General features: G+C 44.5%; 18 protein-coding genes. All 18 read left to right on the top strand.

The features are described 5' to 3' along the window. Positions 1–96: 96 nt before the first annotated feature. The 18 genes from HGO97_RS05035 (at position 97) to HGO97_RS04950 (ending at position 20,305) form a co-directional block, all read left to right on the top strand. Entirely contained in the window at positions 97–1,452 is a 1,356-nt protein-coding gene (locus HGO97_RS05035) for an ABC transporter substrate-binding protein (protein WP_216240036.1), read from the top strand. 107 nt (positions 1,453–1,559) lie between these two features. Further along, entirely contained in the window at positions 1,560–2,459 is a 900-nt protein-coding gene (locus HGO97_RS05030) for a carbohydrate ABC transporter permease (RefSeq protein WP_216240034.1), read from the top strand. Positions 2,460–2,471: 12 nt separating this feature from the next. After that, positions 2,472–3,320: a carbohydrate ABC transporter permease gene (locus HGO97_RS05025; RefSeq protein ID WP_216240032.1), complete on the top strand. Its 849-nt coding sequence runs from the start codon at positions 2,472–2,474 to the stop codon at positions 3,318–3,320. A gap of 26 nt (positions 3,321–3,346) precedes the next feature. Continuing rightward, the gene (locus tag HGO97_RS05020; protein WP_216240030.1) at positions 3,347–4,735 is read left to right on the top strand and encodes a glycoside hydrolase family 5 protein; all 1,389 of its coding nucleotides are present in this window, start codon (positions 3,347–3,349) and stop codon (positions 4,733–4,735) included. A gap of 49 nt (positions 4,736–4,784) precedes the next feature. Further along, positions 4,785–5,603: a class II fructose-bisphosphate aldolase gene (locus HGO97_RS05015; protein ID WP_246597310.1), complete on the top strand. Its 819-nt coding sequence runs from the start codon at positions 4,785–4,787 to the stop codon at positions 5,601–5,603. Positions 5,604–5,652: 49 nt separating this feature from the next. Beyond that, positions 5,653–6,618, top strand: coding sequence for a carbohydrate kinase family protein (locus tag HGO97_RS05010; protein WP_216240026.1), 966 nt, complete (start codon positions 5,653–5,655; stop codon positions 6,616–6,618). Further along, complete coding sequence (locus HGO97_RS05005) at positions 6,615–7,244, top strand: RpiB/LacA/LacB family sugar-phosphate isomerase (protein WP_216240024.1); 630 nt, start codon at positions 6,615–6,617, stop codon at positions 7,242–7,244. Before HGO97_RS05010 ends, HGO97_RS05005 begins: the two co-directional genes overlap by 4 nt. Before the next feature lie 37 nt (positions 7,245–7,281). Then, entirely contained in the window at positions 7,282–8,739 is a 1,458-nt protein-coding gene (locus HGO97_RS05000; RefSeq protein ID WP_216240022.1) for an L-fucose/L-arabinose isomerase family protein, read from the top strand. A gap of 18 nt (positions 8,740–8,757) precedes the next feature. Then, positions 8,758–9,531 (top strand): SDR family oxidoreductase, encoded by a 774-nt coding sequence (locus HGO97_RS04995; protein WP_216240020.1) that lies wholly within the window; start codon positions 8,758–8,760, stop codon positions 9,529–9,531. 14 nt (positions 9,532–9,545) lie between these two features. Further along, on the top strand, positions 9,546–10,907 hold the full coding sequence (locus HGO97_RS04990; protein WP_216240018.1) for a glycoside hydrolase family 30 protein: 1,362 nt from the start codon (positions 9,546–9,548) through the stop codon (positions 10,905–10,907). A 16-nt stretch (positions 10,908–10,923) separates the two neighbouring features. Then, positions 10,924–11,793: a PfkB family carbohydrate kinase gene (locus tag HGO97_RS04985; RefSeq protein ID WP_216240016.1), complete on the top strand. Its 870-nt coding sequence runs from the start codon at positions 10,924–10,926 to the stop codon at positions 11,791–11,793. Between the two features lie 43 nt (positions 11,794–11,836). Further along, positions 11,837–12,496, top strand: a complete 660-nt coding sequence (locus HGO97_RS04980; protein ID WP_216240014.1) for an aspartate/glutamate racemase family protein — start codon at positions 11,837–11,839, stop codon at positions 12,494–12,496. After that, positions 12,493–13,875 carry a glycoside hydrolase family 30 protein gene (locus HGO97_RS04975; protein WP_216240013.1) on the top strand — a complete coding sequence of 461 codons (1,383 nt, stop codon included), beginning with the start codon at positions 12,493–12,495 and terminating at the stop codon, positions 13,873–13,875. Before HGO97_RS04980 ends, HGO97_RS04975 begins: the two co-directional genes overlap by 4 nt. A gap of 24 nt (positions 13,876–13,899) precedes the next feature. Continuing rightward, positions 13,900–14,967 (top strand): M24 family metallopeptidase, encoded by a 1,068-nt coding sequence (locus HGO97_RS04970; protein WP_216240011.1) that lies wholly within the window; start codon positions 13,900–13,902, stop codon positions 14,965–14,967. Between the two features lie 42 nt (positions 14,968–15,009). Continuing rightward, entirely contained in the window at positions 15,010–16,428 is a 1,419-nt protein-coding gene (locus HGO97_RS04965; protein WP_216240009.1) for a four-carbon acid sugar kinase family protein, read from the top strand. A gap of 248 nt (positions 16,429–16,676) precedes the next feature. After that, the gene (locus HGO97_RS04960; protein ID WP_216240007.1) at positions 16,677–17,399 is read left to right on the top strand and encodes an ABC transporter ATP-binding protein; all 723 of its coding nucleotides are present in this window, start codon (positions 16,677–16,679) and stop codon (positions 17,397–17,399) included. Next, on the top strand, positions 17,386–18,915 hold the full coding sequence (locus tag HGO97_RS04955) for a COG1361 S-layer family protein (RefSeq protein WP_216240005.1): 1,530 nt from the start codon (positions 17,386–17,388) through the stop codon (positions 18,913–18,915). Before HGO97_RS04960 ends, HGO97_RS04955 begins: the two co-directional genes overlap by 14 nt. Next, a complete protein-coding gene (locus HGO97_RS04950) occupies positions 18,884–20,305 on the top strand; it encodes an ABC transporter permease (protein WP_216240003.1) in 1,422 nt (473 codons plus the stop codon). The genes HGO97_RS04955 and HGO97_RS04950 overlap by 32 nt, the downstream gene beginning before the upstream one ends. The last annotated feature ends 6 nt before the right edge of the window (positions 20,306–20,311 follow it).

Here is a 20,311-nt window from a genome sequence, read left to right as displayed (position 1 = left end):
AAATAATATTGTACTTATTTGGAAAAAAATGCAGGTTGTGGGAGAGTGTGGCAATTGCTATAGTTAACACATCATAAACAAACAGGAGGAAACGAAATGAAAAGGAGATTATTGGCAGCGATGTTGGCAGGCATGATGGTATTATCACTTGCAGCATGCGGCAAAGGCTCAGATGATGGAGCTGCAAAGAAGGATGAAACAGCCTCAGAGGAAACGATTACTTTGAAATTCTGGGATATGGTATGGGGCGGACCAGAGTATGCCACAGAGGCAGAAAAATTAGCGAAGAGCTATTCAGAGGTCGTTCCAAACGTTGAGATCGAGTATCAGAGTATTCCATGGGCGAACCGTTATGAGACATTCTCTGTAGCAGTTGCTGCGGGAGATGGACCTGATGTCAGTACAGGAGGTGGTTATCAGCAGCATCAGTTTGCAGCTACAGGGAATATCCTTCCGTTGAATGACATTATGGACGAGTGGAAAGAGGAAGGCAAGCTGGAGGATCTTCCGCAGGATATGATTGAATTTTTCCAGGATACAGAAGGAAACCAGTTGGGAATTCCATTCAACTTTGAGCCCCGCGGTATCTTCTATCGAAAAGACTATTTTGAGGATAAGGGACTTGAGGTCCCAAAGACATGGGATGAACTGCATACAGCAATAAAGGCATTGTCAGATCCGGCGAACGGCAAGTACGGAATGGCTTACCCGGCGGCAGATGCAGCAGCGAATGTTTCCTTTATGTCATGGCTAGTCTCAAATGGCAGCGGAGTCTGGTCAGAGGATGGAAAGACGCCAGATTGGACAAACGAGAAGAATGTAAAGGTGCTGGAGTTTATTTCAACACTCCGTGACGAAGGATGTTTTCCAGAGGGCATGGCAAGCTATGAGCAGGCTGATGCACAGAAGATGTTCCTTCAGGGCAATTCAGCAATGATGGTTGATGGCATTGGCTTTGGCCTTCAGATTCAGGAGCAGGGCGATGACTTTGCAGAAAAAGTAGGAATCATGCCATTCCCACAGGGACCAGATTCAGATCAGCCAGGTATGTCAGCCGCATTGAATGCATACATGGTATATAGCTCAACAGAATATCCAGAAGAGGCAAAAGCATTTATTAAATGGTGGTCAGAAAATAACCTTTCCTTGTGGACAGGCCCGGCAGGCGTGAATGCTTCACCAGCAAGAATTTCCTTCCTGGAGGATGAATCATATCTGAACAACGAGGCTAATCCATTCCTGGATGATATGGTAGAGATGTGGGTACCGGCAATGCAGAGCACAATGTATCCGGCAGCTTCGGCAAACGTAGCACAGGCAACGGTAGATGGTGAGAGATGGTGGAGAGATGTTTCCCAGGCAATACTGATGGGAGAAAAATCACCAGAAGAGATTCTGCAGGATAAGCAGAATGCGGCAGAACAGCTTTTAAAGGATCTCGGGATAGAGTAGAAGAACGAGCTTCGATGTGATAGCTGATTAAAATTTATATGCAGGAGAAAGGGGCAGGCAGAAAAGATGCATAGCCCCTTTCTCTTACAAAAAGGAGATGAAGCCAAGTGAAAAGTTTAAAAAAATTCATAAAATCAGACACTGCCTTTGCATGGATATTATTGGCACCGGCAACACTTGCGTTAATCCTTATTCGCGTTCTTCCATTGATAGAGGGAGTTGGAATCAGTTTTACGAACCGCAGGCTGTTAAACGACAGACCGACCCGGGTTGTACTATTTGAAAACTACATCAGAGTATTTACACAGGATAAAGAATTCTGGAACGCATTTTTGTTTACTCTGATCTACACAGTTTTTGTTGTAGCGCTGAGTTACGCAATCGGATTGATGATAGCCTTATTAATGAATATGAAAATTAAATTCCGGGGGCTGTTCCGTGTCCTGCTTCTCATTCCGTGGATCATCCCGGCAGTTGTTGCAGCAGCATCCTGGAAATGGGCATTGAATGACCAAAGTGGAGTCGTGAATCAGATATTAAAGAGTTTACATATTGTTTCGTCGTCGATCCCGTTTATGGCAAATCCGTTCTGGGCAAAATTGGTAGCAATTTTCTTTGGAGCATGGAAGAACTACCCTTACATGGCGTTGAGCCTGCTGGCAGGTCTTCAGACGGTACCGGAGGACACAAAAGAGGCGGCCAGGATCGATGGTGCAAATACGTTCCAGCTATTCTTTAGAGTCACACTTCCGCAGATCAGGCCGGTCACGGTGGTATGTACGACATTGATGTTTATCTGGACATTTAACAACTTTGATAACATATACCTGCTTACAGGCGGGGGACCGGATGGAGCATCGCAGGTAATATCAGTATTATCCTACTATAGTGCATTCGCTCGTATGAATATGGGATATGCATCCGCGATTTCGACGGTGATGTTAGTATTTATGCTGATTGTGGCGGTGTTCTATATCAAGATGGTCATGAAAGAAGATAAAGAGTAGGGGGCAAAGGCTATGAAGAATGATTTTAAAATCAAAAAAGTCGTTTACGGCATTCTGCCCTATGCGGCAATGATATTTGCGTTAGGTGTAATCCTGCTTCCGGTTGTGAGTATGGTGATGTCGTCGTTCAAGTCACCGGAAACATTTATGAGCTCCACTTCATTTTTCCCGGAGAAATTTTCATTGGATTACTATAGGAATGTGTTAGGAAAGACGCATTTCCTGAAATATTTGATAAACAGTGTTGTGATAGGTGTATTGGTATCCCTTTTTTCAACGTTTCTGTCCATTTTGGGTGGCTATGCACTTTCCAGATTTAAGAAAAGAGTCAAAGGCTTGAAGTTCTATACAATCTTTCTGCTGGCCCTTCAGATGTTTCCGGTGGTACAGCTGATTATCCCGCTGTATCTTACCTTTCAGAAGATTGGGATTACAAATACAAGACTGTCCGTGTTTATTGCGTATTCGACATTTACACTGCCGTTGAATATCTGGATGATGCAGAGCTATTTTGATGGAATTCCCTATGAATTGGAAGAGTCTGGACGTATTGACGGCTGCAGCCGTCTCCAATGTTTATATAAGCTGATTGTACCAGTGGCAGGACCTGGAATCTCATCGGTATCGATCTTTGCATTCAACTATTGCTGGAATGAATATCTGCTGGGAAGTCTGCTGCTAAAGACAGACGGACTTAGAACACTTCCGATCGGCCTGCAGAATTTCATGCAGGAACAGACGACAGACTGGGGATCTTTGATGTCTGCGTCGTCACTGGCTATATTACCAGTTCTCATTTTCCTGATTGTCATGCAGAAACAAATCATATCGGGTATGATGGCCGGTTCGGTAAAAGGATAGAGAACTCAAAAAGTAATAATTCGTAGATGAGAGAGGAACAAGATATGCTGCAGGTGAAAGGAAAATATATTGTTGATGAACAAGGAAAAGAGATCGTTCTGATCGGTTACAATATTGGGAACTGGATGATGCTTGAAAACTTTATGCTTGGTTATCCAGGTGCAGAACATGAATTTCGGGATGCATTCAGAAAGCATGCAGGAGAAGAAAAATACACACATTTCTTTGAAAAATACTATGAGTATTTTCTGGGGGAGCTAGACATCGAGTTCATGAAAGAACTGGGAATGAATTGTATCCGTATCCCAATGAACTATCGATTATTTGAATCAGACAATCAGCCGGGCCAGTATTGCGAAGAAACAGTAGAACGCCTGGACCATATCATAGAAATATGTAGAAGATATGGGATGTATATTATTTTGGACATGCATGCCGTACAGGGATATCAAAGTACAGCATGGCATTGTGATAATAACGGGACGCCGGCAAGAATTTATACACATCAAGATGAAAGAAGGCGTTTTTACAATTTATGGAGATATCTGGCGGAGCATTTTAAAGGAGAAGATACGATTGCGGGCTATGATTTGATAAATGAACCGGTAGCAGCGCCAGAAGAGATCGATATGCTCAATCAGATATACCGAGAGGCCGTAGCTGCTATCCGCGAGGTGGACCCGAATCACATCATTTTTATAGCAGGCAACTTTTATAACAAGGATTTTACAGTACTCGATGCGCCATTTACAGAAAATCTGGCATACACACCACATTATTATCTGGCCGCATGTACATCAGAGCCAATGCCTTATCCGGGCGAATATGGAGGCCTCAAGTATGATAGAGCTCTCATTGAGACACAGATGGATGCGGCAGACGAATACATGAGGACCCATAACGTGCCCTGCTGGATCGGGGAGTTCGGTGTACGTCTGAATTATCCGGGATTTACAAAGGATAGATTGAAATGCTTTGCGGACCAGCTTGACACCATCTGCTCAAGAAGACATCACTACTCCATCTGGAACTATAAAGATATCGGATATCTGAGCACAGTAACGGTAAAAGAGGATTCTTTGTGGATGGAATTTACAAAGGATATACGCCGAATCAAGGAAAAGTATTTCCTTGACCAGAATTTTAGGGTAAATGAAGACTGGGGACTCTCGACTCTGCTCAATTTGAAAGATGCAGATACCTTTGATGACAGATATGGTACAGCGAAGGAGATGGTCGCAGCAAATATAAAGCATGCACTATCAACGGTTCTTGCAGATATAATGGGACGGAAATTAGCAGAGCTGAGCAAGGAAGAGCTTGGCGAGCTGGCATCCTCTTTTGCATTTGAGAACTGCAGCATTGATCAGCGGCGGGTTGAGATCATCAAGAAATATGGATATCCCAAATTATAAATATAAAAGTAAAGACAAACGAAAGGAAGAAAAAATGAATCCAGCTACTATGAATGATATTATAGAATATTCCAAAAAACATCGGGTCGGTGTTGGTATGTTTAACATCGTAAACCTTGAATTTGCACGAGCGATTTTTGATGCATCACAGGAAACCGGACTTCCTGTCATGCTAGGAATGCCGGAGCGGTTCATTCTGAATTATTTTGATGGTGAAGTAATGGCGGCAGCCTGCAGGAAGATGATTGAAAAATCCAAGACACTTGTAAATATACATTTGGATCATGGGAAGAGTTTTGATGGGGTAATGTATGCACTAAAAGCCGGATTTTCCTCAGTTATGTTTGATGGTTCGGCTCTAAGCTATGAAGAAAATGTTCGTCAGACGGCCGAAATTGTTAAAATCGCACATGCCATGGATGTATCTGTAGAAGGCGAACTTGGGTATGTAGGACAGGTCGGAGATGAAATGACAGAGGATAGATTCACAAGTCCAGAGCAGGCAGAAGATTTTGTGGGCCGTACAGGAGTCGATGCTTTGGCTGTTGCGATCGGCAATCAACATGGACAGTATAAAGGAACACCAAAGCTTGATTTTGAACGTTTAAAAGCGATTCGTTCAAAAGTAGACTGTGGTCTTGTACTGCATGGAGGATCAGGAATTGCAGATGAGGATTTCGTGGAAGCAATTCGATGTGGAATCAACAAAGTCAATATTTATACGGCAGAGGATTTAGCGGCAAAGGCATGTGTAAGGGAACACTTTGAAGAATATAAGCAGTATCTTGATTTTACTAAGGGACTAACGGGCGCAGTAAAGGAAGTTGTAACACGACATATGCAGTTATTTGCAAGTCTTAAGGAATAGGTCTTAGTCTCATAGAAAGGAAATATACCTTTTAGATTCGGAGGACAAAATGGAAAATAAAGAGCTTGATGTACTTTGTGCAGGTCTGGCATTAGTCAATTTTCCGATTCATCCTATAGATGAGAGTGTGTTTCAGAATGATATCAATATGGTATCGCCGATTTCATTAATGCCAGGAGGAGATGCGGCGAATCAGGCAATCATTCTTTCTCGTCTGGGAATGAGGACTGCCTTGTTATCTGTAGTAGGAGATGACGGATTCGGAACAATGCTTCTTTCGATGATGCGAGAGCAGGGGAGAGATGTGGATGTATCTCACGTGGCAGTAGAAAGGGGAAATACTACCGGAGTGGCAGCTATGCTGGTGCAGCCGGATGGGCAGAGAAATTTCTGTATCAACAGAGGCGGTCTGTTGGAATTCGGATTGAAGCACATAGAGATGGATCTGCTAGATCGGACAAGGCTTGTAAGTATTGGAGGACTGATGTCACTACCGGGATTTGACGGGGAGGGGACAGAGGAATTTTTTAGAAAGGCAAAACAAGCTGGAGCGATCACTATGGCAGATACGAAGAAAGATCTGTGGGGGATTGGACTGGATGGAATCCGGGGCACACTTGCTTACACGGATTACTTTTTCCCAAGTCTGGAAGAGGCACAGGCTATCAGCAAGGCAGATACTATAGAGAAGATGGCGGAGATATTTCTACAATGTGGAGCCGCTCATGTAGGGATTAAACTGGGAGCAGACGGTTGTTATTTCAAGGATGACGAGCAGGAGTTCTATCTGCCGGCGTATCCCTGTGATGTCGTGGATACGACCGGATCGGGAGATAATTTTATGGCAGGATTTATTACAGGCCTTCTGAGCGGGTGGGAAGTAAAGACCAGTTGTAAGTTCGCATCTGCCGCAGGTGCGGTCAATGCAGCAGCAATCGGCCCGAACAGTGCGGTCACAAGTAAAGAACAGATATTAAAGTTTATGTCAGAACATAAAGGAGAGGGAAGGATATGAAAATAGCGGTAGTAATGGAAGGCAGTACGAAATTCCAGAATCCAGATGTGATCCGGGTATTAGGAGAATTTGATCATGAAATCCTGAATCTGGGAATGAAGAATATAGAGGGAGAGCCCGATTTAACATATATGGAAACTGCGCTGATCAGTGCGCTTGCGTTGAATCTTGGAATCGTTGATTTTGTTGTCGGCGGGTGTGGAACAGGTCAGGGATATATGAACGCGGTACTCCAGTATCCGAATGTCGCATGCGGATTAATATATGACCCGGTCGAAGCATTTCTGTTTTCCCAGGTAAATGCAGGAAACTGTATATCGCTGCCATTAAATAAAGGATATGGAAAGGTGAACGGAGATATTAATTTAAGATATATATTTGAAAAATTGTTCAATGATACATATGGGCAGGGATATCCGGCAGTGCGGGGAGAGCTTCAAAAAAAGGCGAGGATGAAACTGGCAGAGCTTTCCGCAACAAGTCACTATACAATGGAAGAAATTTTAGTGCGTATGGATCTTGAAATCGTGAAAAGAGCATGTGCATACCCGGGAGTATTAGATACTTTTAAAAAGGCACCGGAATCTTCTCTAAAAGAGACACTATTGAGTTTAGTCGAAGCATAATTCATAAACAAAGTCATTCATAAAGGAAGGAAAAAAGATGTTAGAAGAGTTTAAAAACAGACACAGGGTAAAACTGGGGGTCGCCCACACAAGAAGGAATCTTTCCAGGCCCGGATATTTTTATATTCCCGATGCGATAGAAGAAAAGAACAAGATTGAGGAGTTTTTAAAAGACAGAGAGATTGAGTTCGTAAATCTGGATTTCCTTAATGAGGAAGGAATCATCTGCAAAGGAGTAGAGGCAGATGAAGCAGCCGATTATTTTATCAAGGAAGGGGTAGATGCAGTCTTTGCACCTCACTTGAACTTTGGAACAGAGGATGCTGTTGCAAGAATCGCAAAAAAGGTAAATAAACCACTCTTGCTCTGGGGGCCGCGGGATGGTGCTCCTGCGCCGGATGGCAGCCGTGCCAGGGACAGCCAGTGTGGGTTGTTCGCAACATCAAAGGTGCTTAAGGAATTTGGGGTTCCATTTACATATATTCCAAGTTCCCGGGTAGAAGATAAGATATTCCAGGTTGGATTTGATAATTTTATATCTGCGGCGGCAGTTGTAAAGGTTATGAGCCATATGCGGATCGGACAGATCGGAACCCGTCCGGGAGCATTTTGGACAGTGAAATATAACGAAGAGACACTGCTGAATCAGTTTGGGATTGAGGTGATTCCCATTTCTGTTGTGGATCTGAAACGAATGACAGATGATGTTCTTGCCCAAAAGAGCAGTGAAGTACAGGAAAAAGTGGAAGATATTAAGCGGAGAATCCAAGTGATTACCCTGACAGAAGAGGAACTTAAGAAAGTGGCAGCAATGCAGATCGCCATTCTCGACTGGGCCGAAGCAGAGAGGCTGTCGGCAGCAGCATTGCTCTGCTCACCAGCGTTTCGCGAGACCATGGGGATTGTGCCATGTTTTGCAATGGGGGAATTGACAGGAGCTGGTTTCCCGGTAGCATGCGAGACAGATATCCATGGGGCAGTGACTTCTCTTATGGTACAGGCAGCAACAAAAGGAAGATGTGAGACCTTTCTTGCAGATATGACAATCAGACACCCTGAAAATGACAATGCAGAACTTCTATGGCACTGTGGGGTGTTTCCAGAGAATCTGCGTGCAGAAGATTGTGAGCCGAAGCTGGCAGACCACTACGGCCCGGGAATTCCAGGGGTAGGAGAATATAGAATCAAGGGCGGCGACATAACGGTAGCACGTTTTGATGGGACTGCCGGAGAGTATTGTCTGCTGATCGCAGAGGGGCGGGGGACGACAGGACCTCACAATAAAGGGACTTATCTCTGGGCCGAATTCAAAGATTGGGTGGAATTAGAGACAAGGCTGATCAATGGACCATATATTCACCATTGCAGCGGTGTGCATGGACATATTGCTATGGCATTGTATGAGGCATGTAAATATATTCCGGGATTGAATCCAGATCCGGTATTTCCGACAAAGACAGAATTGGACCGTTTTCTGATAGATCTGGACAAATAGTGAAAGGAAGTAAATGGGATGGAGAAAGGAATCGAATTTTTTTCGCTGGAAGGGAAAAAAGCAATCGTGACAGGTGGAGCGCAAGGACTCTGCTACGCAATGGCGGAAGCACTTCATGAAGCAGGAGCAGAAATTGTACTGCTGGATGTTCAAAAGAGTGTGTATGAATCGGCAGCAAGGCTTGGAGAAAGAGGAGCACATGTACATGCAGTGATGGGGGATCTTAGTGATTATGATCAATTGGTCCAGGCATATCAAGCCTGCCTCGGAAAATTGGGCGGACATCTGGATATCTTACTGAATGGTGCAGGAATCCAGTTCAGATGTAAGGCGGAGGATTATCCTAGAGAACGTTGGGAAAAGATTCTGGATATCAATCTGAGCGCGGTATTTTACATGGCACAGATGGCTGGAAGAACAATGCTTGAACAGGGGTCCGGGAAAATCATCAATATTGCATCTATGACAGCTTATGTGGCAAGTGCTATGATTCCAGCTTATGCAGCCAGTAAAGCGGGAGTCGTACAGATTACAAAGGCACTTTCAAATGAATGGTCATCACGTGGAGTGAATGTAAATGCAATTGCACCTGGATATATGGCGACAAAGCTCACGGAGGATATGAAACAGATCAATCCGGCTTTATACACGGAGATCACAGGAAGAATTCCTATGGGAAGATGGGGGAATCCAGAGGATTTAAAGGGGGCAGCCGTATTCTTAGCTTCCGGTGCATCAGACTATATAAGTGGAATCACGCTTCCTGTTGATGGTGGATATCTGGGGAAATAAGGAGAGATAGGATTGTGAAAAGAGCAAAGTTATTTACCAGTGTAAAAGGTGTAGAAGAGATGATGAGGCAGCAGGACGGCCTTATGTTCGATCAGACAGAAGGCAGAGGAGACCGTCAGCTTAATATCTACCCGGAACGGTGCTACCAGGAGATTTTGGGATTTGGAGCAGCTTTTACAGAGACCTCTGCTTATAATTATGCAAAAATGAGCAGCAAAGGAAAAGAAAAAGTCATAGAGGCATTGTTTGATAAAGAAAAGGGACTTGGACTTAATTACTGCCGTACTCATATTCATTCCTGTGATTTTGCATTGAACCGTTACACTTATGTGCGGGAGCAGGATGAAAAATTGGAGAGTTTTTCGATTTCCCGTGACCAGAAATATATTCTTCCATTTATCAAGGCAGCACAAAATACAGCAGAGGGACTTGAACTGTTCGCATCACCATGGACGCCGCCTTCCTGGATGAAGGATAACAATGAGATGATCCACGGAGGAAGGCTGTTAGAGGCTTACTATCAGAGCTGGGCGGACTATATGGTGCGTTATGTAACGGAATATGCGAAAGAGGGAATACATTTTTCAGGAATTTCTGTCCAAAATGAGGCAATGGCTTTCCAGACATGGGAGAGTTGTCAGTATACGGCAGAAGAGGAAGCCGTCTTTGTTCATAAGTATTTAAAGCCGGCCTTAAAAAAAGCAGGATTTGATGATATCGGCATCATGGTCTGGGACCATAACAGGGAAAGAGTCTATGACAGAGCCCGTGATTCTTTTGCAGTACCCGGTGCCCGGGAGGATATCTGGGGAGTGGCATATCATTGGTATTCGGGGGATCATTATGCGGCACTGGATATGGTTCATGAGGCATTCCCGGAAAAGGCATTGATTCTGTCTGAGATTTCACTTGGCGGTCAGAGGGGAGAGACCGCACAGGGGGCGCACAGCAGTTTTATCGGATTGGAAATATGGGTGAATGAACTGATTGAAAATTTCAACCATCATATGAATGCATTTGTGGCGTGGAACATGATAGTAGATGAGAATGGCGGACCATATCATGACAGACCGGGTGGATGTAAAGCCCCTATCGTGGCAGATGATCAGACGGATACATTCATACTGGAACCGATTTATTATGCAATTGCACACTTCAGCCGTTTTATCAAAAGAGGGGCAGTCCGTCTGGGAACAAGTGTGTTCAAGGAAGAGGTAAAAATGGCAGCATTTCAGAACCCGGATGGGGAGATCGTGTCCGTAATCTTAAATCGGACAGACCGTGTTCAGGAGGTTTGGGTAAGGCTGGAAGGCAGGTATATGAAGCTTATGCTGCCGGCCGATTCAGTCACGACTTGTGTGATTACTGAAGAATAGCAGGGGGAATAAAACGATGAAGAGAGGTTTTTTTATCGGAAGGACAACGATGGATATTCTCTATTATATGGAGGGGCTTCCTGCAGAAAATAAGAAGGCAAAAACATTGGATTATAGGACCTGTGTCGGTGGAAATGCCTGTAATGCAGCAATTACCTATTCACTTCTCGGAGGGAAGGCGGTACTCATTACTGCCATAGGCAATTCAAGTATCGGTAAGAGCATCAAGATGGAGCTAAAAGAGTATGATATCGAGGTGGTAGATTTGCTGGAGGGGCAGGATATCCTGCCCTTCCTATCAGCAATTTTAATCAATGTGAAAACGGAAAGCCGAACTATCTGGGGCGGACACCAGCCGCCTTTTGCCAAAATAGAATTAGACGAAGAGAATATCATACGTGATGCAGCATTTATTTTGACGGACAATCAGTTCCCTAAGCTGACAGTGTCATTACTTGAAAAGGCTGAGAGTAAACAGATTGTTTCTGTATTCGATGCTGAGAGATGGGGAGAAGAGACAGAGATGCTGCTTGAAACGGTGACAGAAGTCATTGCTTCGTCAGACTGTCTTCCACCGGATCAGAGGAACCTTATGGAAGTAATGAGAGAAAAAGGAGTTCTCTGCAGAGCAGTGACAGACGGAGGAAATCCGACCATCTGGGAGACAAAAGAACGCAGTGGGACGATTCAGCCAATTCATGTGACTGTGGTGGACACTTTAGGAGCGGGAGATATCATGCATGGAGCATATTGTTATTTTCGGTTCGACAGAGGACTTCCGTTTGAGAAAGCTTTGGAAAAGGCTGTTCAGGTGTCAAGCTGCAGTGTGGCATATCAAGGACCCAGACAGGGGGTTTTGGAATACGTTGCTAGGAACGAGAGATAAGAACCGAAAAACTACAGATATGTTTGTACGAGGAGAATAGAGGATGAAGAAATCAATTGTAATTTTGCAGACAAGTCAGGTGTCATCAACCGTCTTAAAGAATCTGTGCACGGAACTGATGCCCGATGTGAAAGTGTATCAGATCATAGATGACAGTCTTCTGGAGGAAACAGTAGCGAATGGCAGTATTACCAAGGGTGTAGTTCAACGTATGTATCAGTACTGCAGACATGCGGAAAGCCTTGGTGCGGCGGCAATTCTGAATCAGTGTTCATCTGTGGGGGAGGCAGTCGATCTGATTCGGCCGTTGATTTCTATACCAATTGTGAAGATTGATGAGGCAATGGCAAAAGAGGCGGTCAGGATTGGAAAGAGGATCGCTATGGTAGCAACGGTAGAATCCACGATAGGTCCAAGCTCAAGGTTGATTCAGAAAGCGGCAGAGGAAGCGGGAAAAGAGATTGAACTGGAGATACGTCTCGTAGACGGCGCTATGGTAAAACTTATGGAGACTGGAGACCAGAAGCTTCACAATGAGATGGTGCTGGGGGATGTGCAGGCTGCTGCAAAAGTGAATGATGTCGTCGTGCTTGCACAGGGAAGCATGATTGTTATGGAACCACTTCTTCATACGATACCAAAACCAGTACTTACAAGTCCGCGTCTGGGAGTAAGCTGGTTAAAGGAGGTGATAGGTGAATGAGAAAAGTAGAAGGCTATATTAGCAGCCGTGCAGGGAAAAGATTGGAAAAAGTTGAGAAAGAAATTAAATTTGAACAAGGGAAGTATGTGGAAAATGAAATGATCAATATTTTCCCGGAACGGCGTTATCAGGAAATCCTGGGATTCGGAGGCGCATTCACGGAAGCTTCAGCTTATAATTACGCCAGGATGGATGACGAGAAAAAAGAGAAGGTGTTGAAGGCATTTTTCGATAAAGAGGAAGGTCTGGGATATAACTTCTGCAGAACGCATATCCATTCCTGCGATTTTTCATTGGAGCAGTATACATATATTGAAGAAAATGATACGGAATTAAAAACATTTTCTATCGAACAGGATCAAAAATATACAATTCCATTCATTCAGGCAGCACTCGAAACATCGGAGGGAATGATTTTGTTTGCTTCGCCGTGGAGTCCTCCGGCATGGATGAAAAGTAATGGTGATATGTGCAGAGGTGGTCGGCTTTTAGATAAGTATTATGGGATATGGGCTGACTATATGGTTCGATATATCAAGGAATATGAAAAGGAAGGAATCACATTCACTGCAATCACCGTAGAGAATGAGCCAGGAATGCCTCAGGTATGGGAAAGCTGTGTTTATACTGCACGGGAAGAGGCTGAATTTGTACATCAGTATCTGCGTCCGGCATTGGATAGGGCAGGATATCAGAATATCAAGATTATGATATGGGATTTTAATAAGGAATTTCTCTATGAACGAGTGAGGGATTCGTTTCATGTACCTGGTGTCAAGGATGATGTCTGGGGAATCGCTTATCATTGGTATGCAGGAGATCATTTTGCTGAAATGGATATGGTGCATGAATTATATGGGGACAAACCGATGATTCTGACAGAGGCAGGGCTGGGAGGTGCCCGCGGTGAGGCGCGCAGAGGGGCATACAGTACTTGGGAAAATGCAGAGATCTATTCTCGGGAACTGATCGGGGGATTTCAGCATTATATGTCGGCTGCGGTAGAATGGAATCTGATTCTGGATGAAAATGGAGGGCCGTATCATGACAGGCCGATGGGGGGCTGCAAGGCACCGATCATTTATAATCATGAGACAGGAGAATTGAGTATTCAACCAGTATATTATGCCACTGCACAATTCAGCAGATTTATAAAGCGCGGAGCAGTCCGACTCGGTACAAGTACCTTCAATGAGGAGATGAAGGCAGCAGCTTTTGAGAACCCAGATGGAACGGTTATTTTAGTGATTTTAAATTGCATGGAAAATCCGTATGAGGTGTTCGTTCGTCTGGAAGATACAATTGCAGAAATCTTTGTTCCAGAAAAGTCTGTATCGACCTATGTGGTTTCTAAAGATGAATCAATAAAAGTTGGATAAATTTATATGTGGGAGGCAGAGGGAATGACTAGAAAAGAAGAGTGTAATGCAAAGGTTCAGAAAATCCAAAAGATGTTAACGGAAAATGATCTGGACGGTGTAGTCATCAAAAGGCAGGCGAATTTCTCCTGGCTTGCTGCCGGGGGAAGAGGATTTATTGGTCTTGCCGGTGAAAATGCCTGTGGTATGCTGCTTGTGACAAAGGATGACATCTATCTGGCGGCGAATAATATAGAAACCCCACGGCTGATAGCAGAGGAGATTCCAGAGGAAACGGTCAGATTACTCCCGACAAAGTGGTGGCATGATGGTCAGATCGTTCAGAATCTGGAAAGACAATTCGGTGTGTTGACCGATGATTTTGTAATGGAAGACTGGTTCAAAAAGGCACGTACTCATTTCATGCCAGATGAAGTCAGACGTTTTAGAAAGCTCGGAATCATGTCAGCAAGAGCGCTGGAAAAAGCATGCAAAAAGGTCAGACGGGGAATGTCTGAAATGGAGATCGCCGGTTTGATTTCAGCAGAATTATGGAGTGTTGGAATAGAGCCTATTACGTTGTTGATCGCAGCAGATGACAGAAGCAGCTATGTCAGACATTATGTGCCGACAAAGAAGAAAGCAGAGAAGGGCTTTATTGCATCGATCTGTGCACGAAAAGGCGGATTGGTAGTGTCGGCTACCAGGCTTGTGGGATTTGAGGCCGGGTTCGCAGGAGACTATAAGAAATTATTGGAAGTAGAACGGGTGGCCTTTGAGGCGACAAAAGCAGGGCACACCCTTGGAATGGTATTTAGCAGCATATGTGATGCCTATAGCAGCATCGGATATGAAGGGGAATGGAAAAACCATCATCAGGGCGGGATGACAGGGTATGCAGCCCGTGAATATCGTGCTGACAGTACAACGAAGCTTGTGATTGAAGAAGCGCAGGCATATGCATGGAATCCGAGCATACCAGGAGCAAAATGTGAAGATACCGTATTGACAGCACCCGGAGGCAAAATAGAGATTCTGACATCGTGTTCTGAGGACTGGCCGACGATAGAAATCGGGGGCTTGATACGCCCCGATGTCTTATATGTACAGTAAGTACCCTATGCAATAATACGGACAGAGAGTGGGGGAGAATACATGAGTATACGGGCAGATGTATTACATTCCTATAAAGTCATTCATGAGGAGTGGATCGACCGGATCTTAAAGGAAGAGATAGCAAAGAATCGTAAAAAGCTGGTGGTATTGGATGATGATCCGACAGGAGTCCAGACCGTGCATGATGTTTCTGTTTATACCAGTTGGGAGAAGGAGAGTATCAGGCAGGGATTCAAAGAAGAGAACAGACTATTTTATATTTTGACAAATTCCAGGGGGCTGACCGCACGGCAGACGGAAGCAGTGCATCGGGAAATTGGAAAAAATGTAGCAGAAGTGGCGAAAGAACACAGGACAGATTATATTTTTATCAGCCGCAGTGACAGCACTTTGCGAGGGCATTTTCCATTAGAGACCGAGGTATTGAGAGAATGCTGCGAGATTTATTCCGGCGTGAAGCTGGACGGAGAAATTTTGTGTCCTTTTTTTAAAGAAGGAGGAAGATTCACGTTAGAAGATGTCCATTACGTAAAATATGGAGAGACACTGATCCCTGTCAATGAAACGGAATTTGCCGAAGATAAAACATTTGGCTACCATGCTGCATCTATGCCAGACTATGTGGAAGAAAAGACGGCAGGAAAATATAAGAAGGATACCGTGACCTGCATTTCTCTGCACGATATTCATGATATGAATATTCAAAAGATAGAAGATCAGCTTATGGAAGTGGAGGATTTTCATAAGGTAGTAGTGAATGCGGTCGATTATGCAGACCTCAAAGTATTCTGTGTTGCTTTATACCGTGCAATGGCAAGAGGAAAGAAATTCCTGCTTCGTGCAGCAGCCTCTATTGTAAAGGTGATGGGAGGTGTGGAGGATCAGCCTCTTTTAAAGCGTCAGGAGATGCTTGTGGAAGATATTCCAAACGGCGGAATGATTGTGGTAGGTTCTCATACAAATAAAACAACCAAGCAGATGGAGCAGTTAAAGAAATTAAAGTGGGTCGAATCGATAGAATTGGATGTCGGCCTTGTAAAGGATGAAGATGCTTTTCAAGCTGAGATTGATAGATGTTTGGCAGAGGAAGAGAACTATTTAAGAGTAGGAAAGACTGTTTGCTGTTATACAAGCCGCAGGCTGATAACTGCCGATACCGGTAAGAAGGAGGATGAGCTGATACTTTCAGTCAGGATTTCGCACGCTGTGCAGTCTTTAGTGGGCAATCTGAATGTAAAACCAGCGTTTGTGATAGCAAAAGGCGGGATTACTTCCAGTGATATAGGGACAAAAGCGCTGGCAGTGAAAAAAGCTCATGTATTGGGGCAGATACTTCCGGGAATACCAGTATGGAAATTAGGGGATGAAAGCAGATTTCCCAATATACCCTATGTCATATTTCCTGGAAATGTTGGGGACATAAATGATCTTAAAAAAGTGGTAGAAATACTTTCTTAAATGAATGGAATTAGTATCTAAGAGGCAAAGCCATGTTCGGACTTTGCCTCTTTATTTTATCCTTAATTATTTCTTCTTAGTCTTTTGATATGCCACAACAGAGAGATATTATATCATGAATGCCAAGCAGAAAACAGAGGCGGAAAAATTGAATGTAAAATTTAATAAAATATTAATAATTTGTATAGGGAAATATTCTGATTCCATCGGTATTATGGTAAAATAGAGTAAAATGAAGGAGGAACACCGTGAATAAGGTTATAGAGGTAAAGAACTTGTATAAGCTGTACCGTGTAGGTGATTCCGTAGTACGTGCCTTGAATGGCGTAGACTTTGAGATATATGAAGGAGAGTTTTGTGCAATTGTCGGAACATCTGGTTCTGGTAAATCCACACTGCTGAATATGCTTGCAGGTCTCGAGAAGCCGACAAAGGGCGAGGTGGTCATAAACGGACAGCATATGGAGCAGCTGAATGAGGATGGACTGGTCAAATTTCGAAGAGAGAATATCGGATTTATTTTTCAGTCATTCAATCTGATCGGCACGATGAATGCTCTGGAGAATGTAGCATTGCCGCTTAGTTTCCGCGGCGAACCAAGAAGCATACGACTGAAAAAGGCAGACAAGATGTTGGATCTGGTGAATCTGCGGAAGCACAAAAAGCATCTTCCAAATCAGATGTCAGGCGGACAGCAGCAGAGAGTCGGGGTAGCGAGAGCGCTGGTAGTAGACCCCAGGATCATCTTTGCGGATGAACCTACAGGGAACTTAGACTCCCACACTTCCGAGGAAGTCATGCACCTGATGCAGCAGGTGGTGAAGGAACAGAAGAAGACACTTGTAATGGTCACACATGATGACCATCTGGCAACCTATGCCGACAGGATTTTCCATATCATCGATGGAAAGATTGTGAAGATAGAAGATAACCGTGAAAAGAGGGAGGAAAAGGAACATGAGACCATTTAAGAAAATAGCAGCGATTGCAATGAGCCTTGCATTAACGGCGGCCTTTGTACTGCCGTCAGGTGTGCGGGCAGAGGATACGGTGGCACCTATACCCGATATCAAGATTTCCATAGCAGAGGGACAGGATGCACCTACATATCAGGCGGAGGATCAGGAACAAAATCTGACTATTAAGCTGGAGAATACAGGAAAAGCAGATGCAAAGAATGTGAAGATTATTCCTGTATTGAGTGACGCATCTGAGTGGCCTTTTGAAATTGAGAATATGACCAATGAATATACCGTAGGAGATATCCCGACAGGCCAGAGCGGAGAGGCAAAGTGGGAGAATCTAAAGGTACGTCAGGATGTAGGGAATAATACGGTACGTCTGTTTTTCAAGATTACCTGCGATGACGGAAACCAGAATCAATTCGAGACAAATAAATATGTTTTTGTAAAGACAAAAGAGAAGCCGAAGGAAGAGAAACCAAAACCAGAGGAGCCGAAGCCGGAAGAACCAAACAAAGAGAATCCGACAGATGATACAACGGTGCCGATGGACGGAGGGATTGCCAACAATGATCCAATCGTGACCGGCGGCGGTGGAAGTGAATCTGGTAACAATCCGGTTCCGAGAGTAATCGTTACCGGGTTTAATACAGAACCTGGGGCAGTCAATGCGGGAAGTGACTTTAAACTGATTATCCATTTAAAGAATACCTCTGGGCGGACAGCAGTCTCCAACATGCTGTTCGATCTGCAGGCACCATCCTCCGGCACAGAGGCTGCTGCAGAAGCACCGGCTTTCCTGCCTTCATCTGGGTCCAGTTCCATTTTCCTGGACAGTATTCCAGCAGGCGGGACACAGGATATCTCCATCCAGATGAATGCCAGAGCAGACCTGGTGCAGAAGCCTTACAGTATCGCCATGACGATGAAATATGAGGACAATAAGGCAACACAATATGAAAGTTCATCCAGCCTTGCAATCCCGGTCAAACAGGCAGCACGATTCGAATTCAGTGAACTGGAGATTGCCCCTGAGTCAGTGGCAGTGGGAGAAGAGGCCAACATCACATGCAGTCTTTATAATACAGGGCGTATTAAATTATACAACGTAAAGGCTAAATTCCAGGGAGATGGAATCGAAGGAAAAGATGTCTTTGTAGGAAATGTCGATTCCGGTGCAACTGGTTCTATTGATGGAATTGTTACAGCGACCAAAGAAATGATGTCTGGTGAGAAGTGCAAGATGGTCGTGACTTATGAGGATGATTCAGGAAAAGTATCTACAGTAGAACAAGAGTTTACTCTGGAGGTCGTTCCAGAGGCACCGCCGATGGATATGACTCAGATGACAGATGTTCCTGTTGAGAAGCCGTTCCCGGTGATTCCGGTTGTGATTGGAGCCGTTGCTGCAATCATTGCGGTGATCATTCTGATTGTGTTACTCAAGAAGAGAAAGAAAAAGAAAGAGTCTGTAGAAGAGGAGGACTTGGTGGATGAGGTGGATCGATTTACTGAGGATGAGTAGCGGCAACCTCAAGCGGAGAAAGCTGAGGACCTTTCTTACAATCCTGGGAGTTGTAATCGGTACGGCATCTATCGTAGTCATGATTTCATTGGGGCTTGGAATGCAGGAGCAGATGTATCGCGAGGTGGAGCAGTCAGGAGGAATGACGAACCTGACGGTTACTGGGAAACAGGAAGGCGGCAGCATGTATGTTTCTTTTGGCGGCAGTTCCGACCAGGAGGAAGCGAATAAATATATTACAGATGATGTAATTAAAGAACTAAAGCAGCTTGCGCATGTGAAACAGGCCGATCCGATTCTGGATGTCAGTGCAATTGCATTGAAAGGAAAATACATGGGTTACATCCAGCTGCGTGGTATGTCCCAGGAAGCATTGAAAGCGCAGAAAATCCAGCTTGCAGCAGGCGGAAGGCTGCCGGACCCGAAAAGTGCGAATATGGAGCTTGTATTCGGTAATGGTGTTCTGACATCGTTCAGTGAGAAATCCACCGGGAAGGGATATTGGGAAACCGGGCAACTGCCGGATATCGACCTTTCAAAGGATCAAATGTTCCTGATTCTGGATCAGGACGGGTATTACCAGAGTCAGAATAAGAGCATGGGGATGGGCGGATCAGAAGGCGGCAGTGAGGCCGGAGGAACCCAGACCTCTAATAAACCGCCGAAGAAATATGTGGTAAAAGCCAGTGGTGTGGTAGAGGGTGACATTGACAGCTACAATGCCAATTTCTACTATGTATACTGTGATCTGGATAAGCTCAAAGATCTGCTTAAGAAGGAATTCCGGGGTAGAGTGATTCCTGGGCAGCCAAGCACTAAATCAGGAAAACCATATAAAGACTTTGTCTATACCTCCGCAAATGTACAGGCAGAGGATATGGATGATGTAGATGCTCTATCCACTACGATCAGGAATATGGGATTCCAGGTAACTACCAATGCAGAATACATGGAAAGCATGAAAAAGCAGTTTGCCATGATTCAGGCAGTACTCGGAGGAATCGGAGCAGTCTCTCTGTTCGTTGCGGCAATTGGAATCGCAAATACGATGATGATGTCCATCTACGAGCGTACAAAAGAGATTGGTGTTATCAAGGTCTTAGGCTGTGGTCTTAAAAATATTAAGCAGATGTTCCTATTAGAGGCAGCATTCATCGGATTTATCGGTGGTGTTGTGGGGAATCTGCTCAGCTTTCTGTTGTCGTTCGTCATCAATATATTGACGAAGAACAGCGGTACTATGGGAGTAGAGGGAAATATATCCTATATCCCGCCCTGGCTTGTGCTGGCATCCATGGCGTTTGCTGTATTCGTGGGAATGGCGGCAGGATATTTCCCGGCTCTGCGTGCGATGAGGCTCAGCCCTCTGGCAGCAATTCATAACGAATAAAAGACA

Source organism: Faecalicatena faecalis, assembly GCF_012524165.2.
GTDB lineage: Bacteria > Bacillota > Clostridia > Lachnospirales > Lachnospiraceae > Faecalicatena_A > Faecalicatena_A faecalis.
Note: the sequence above shows the minus strand (reverse complement) of the source record. Positions and strands in the feature narration are given on the sequence as shown.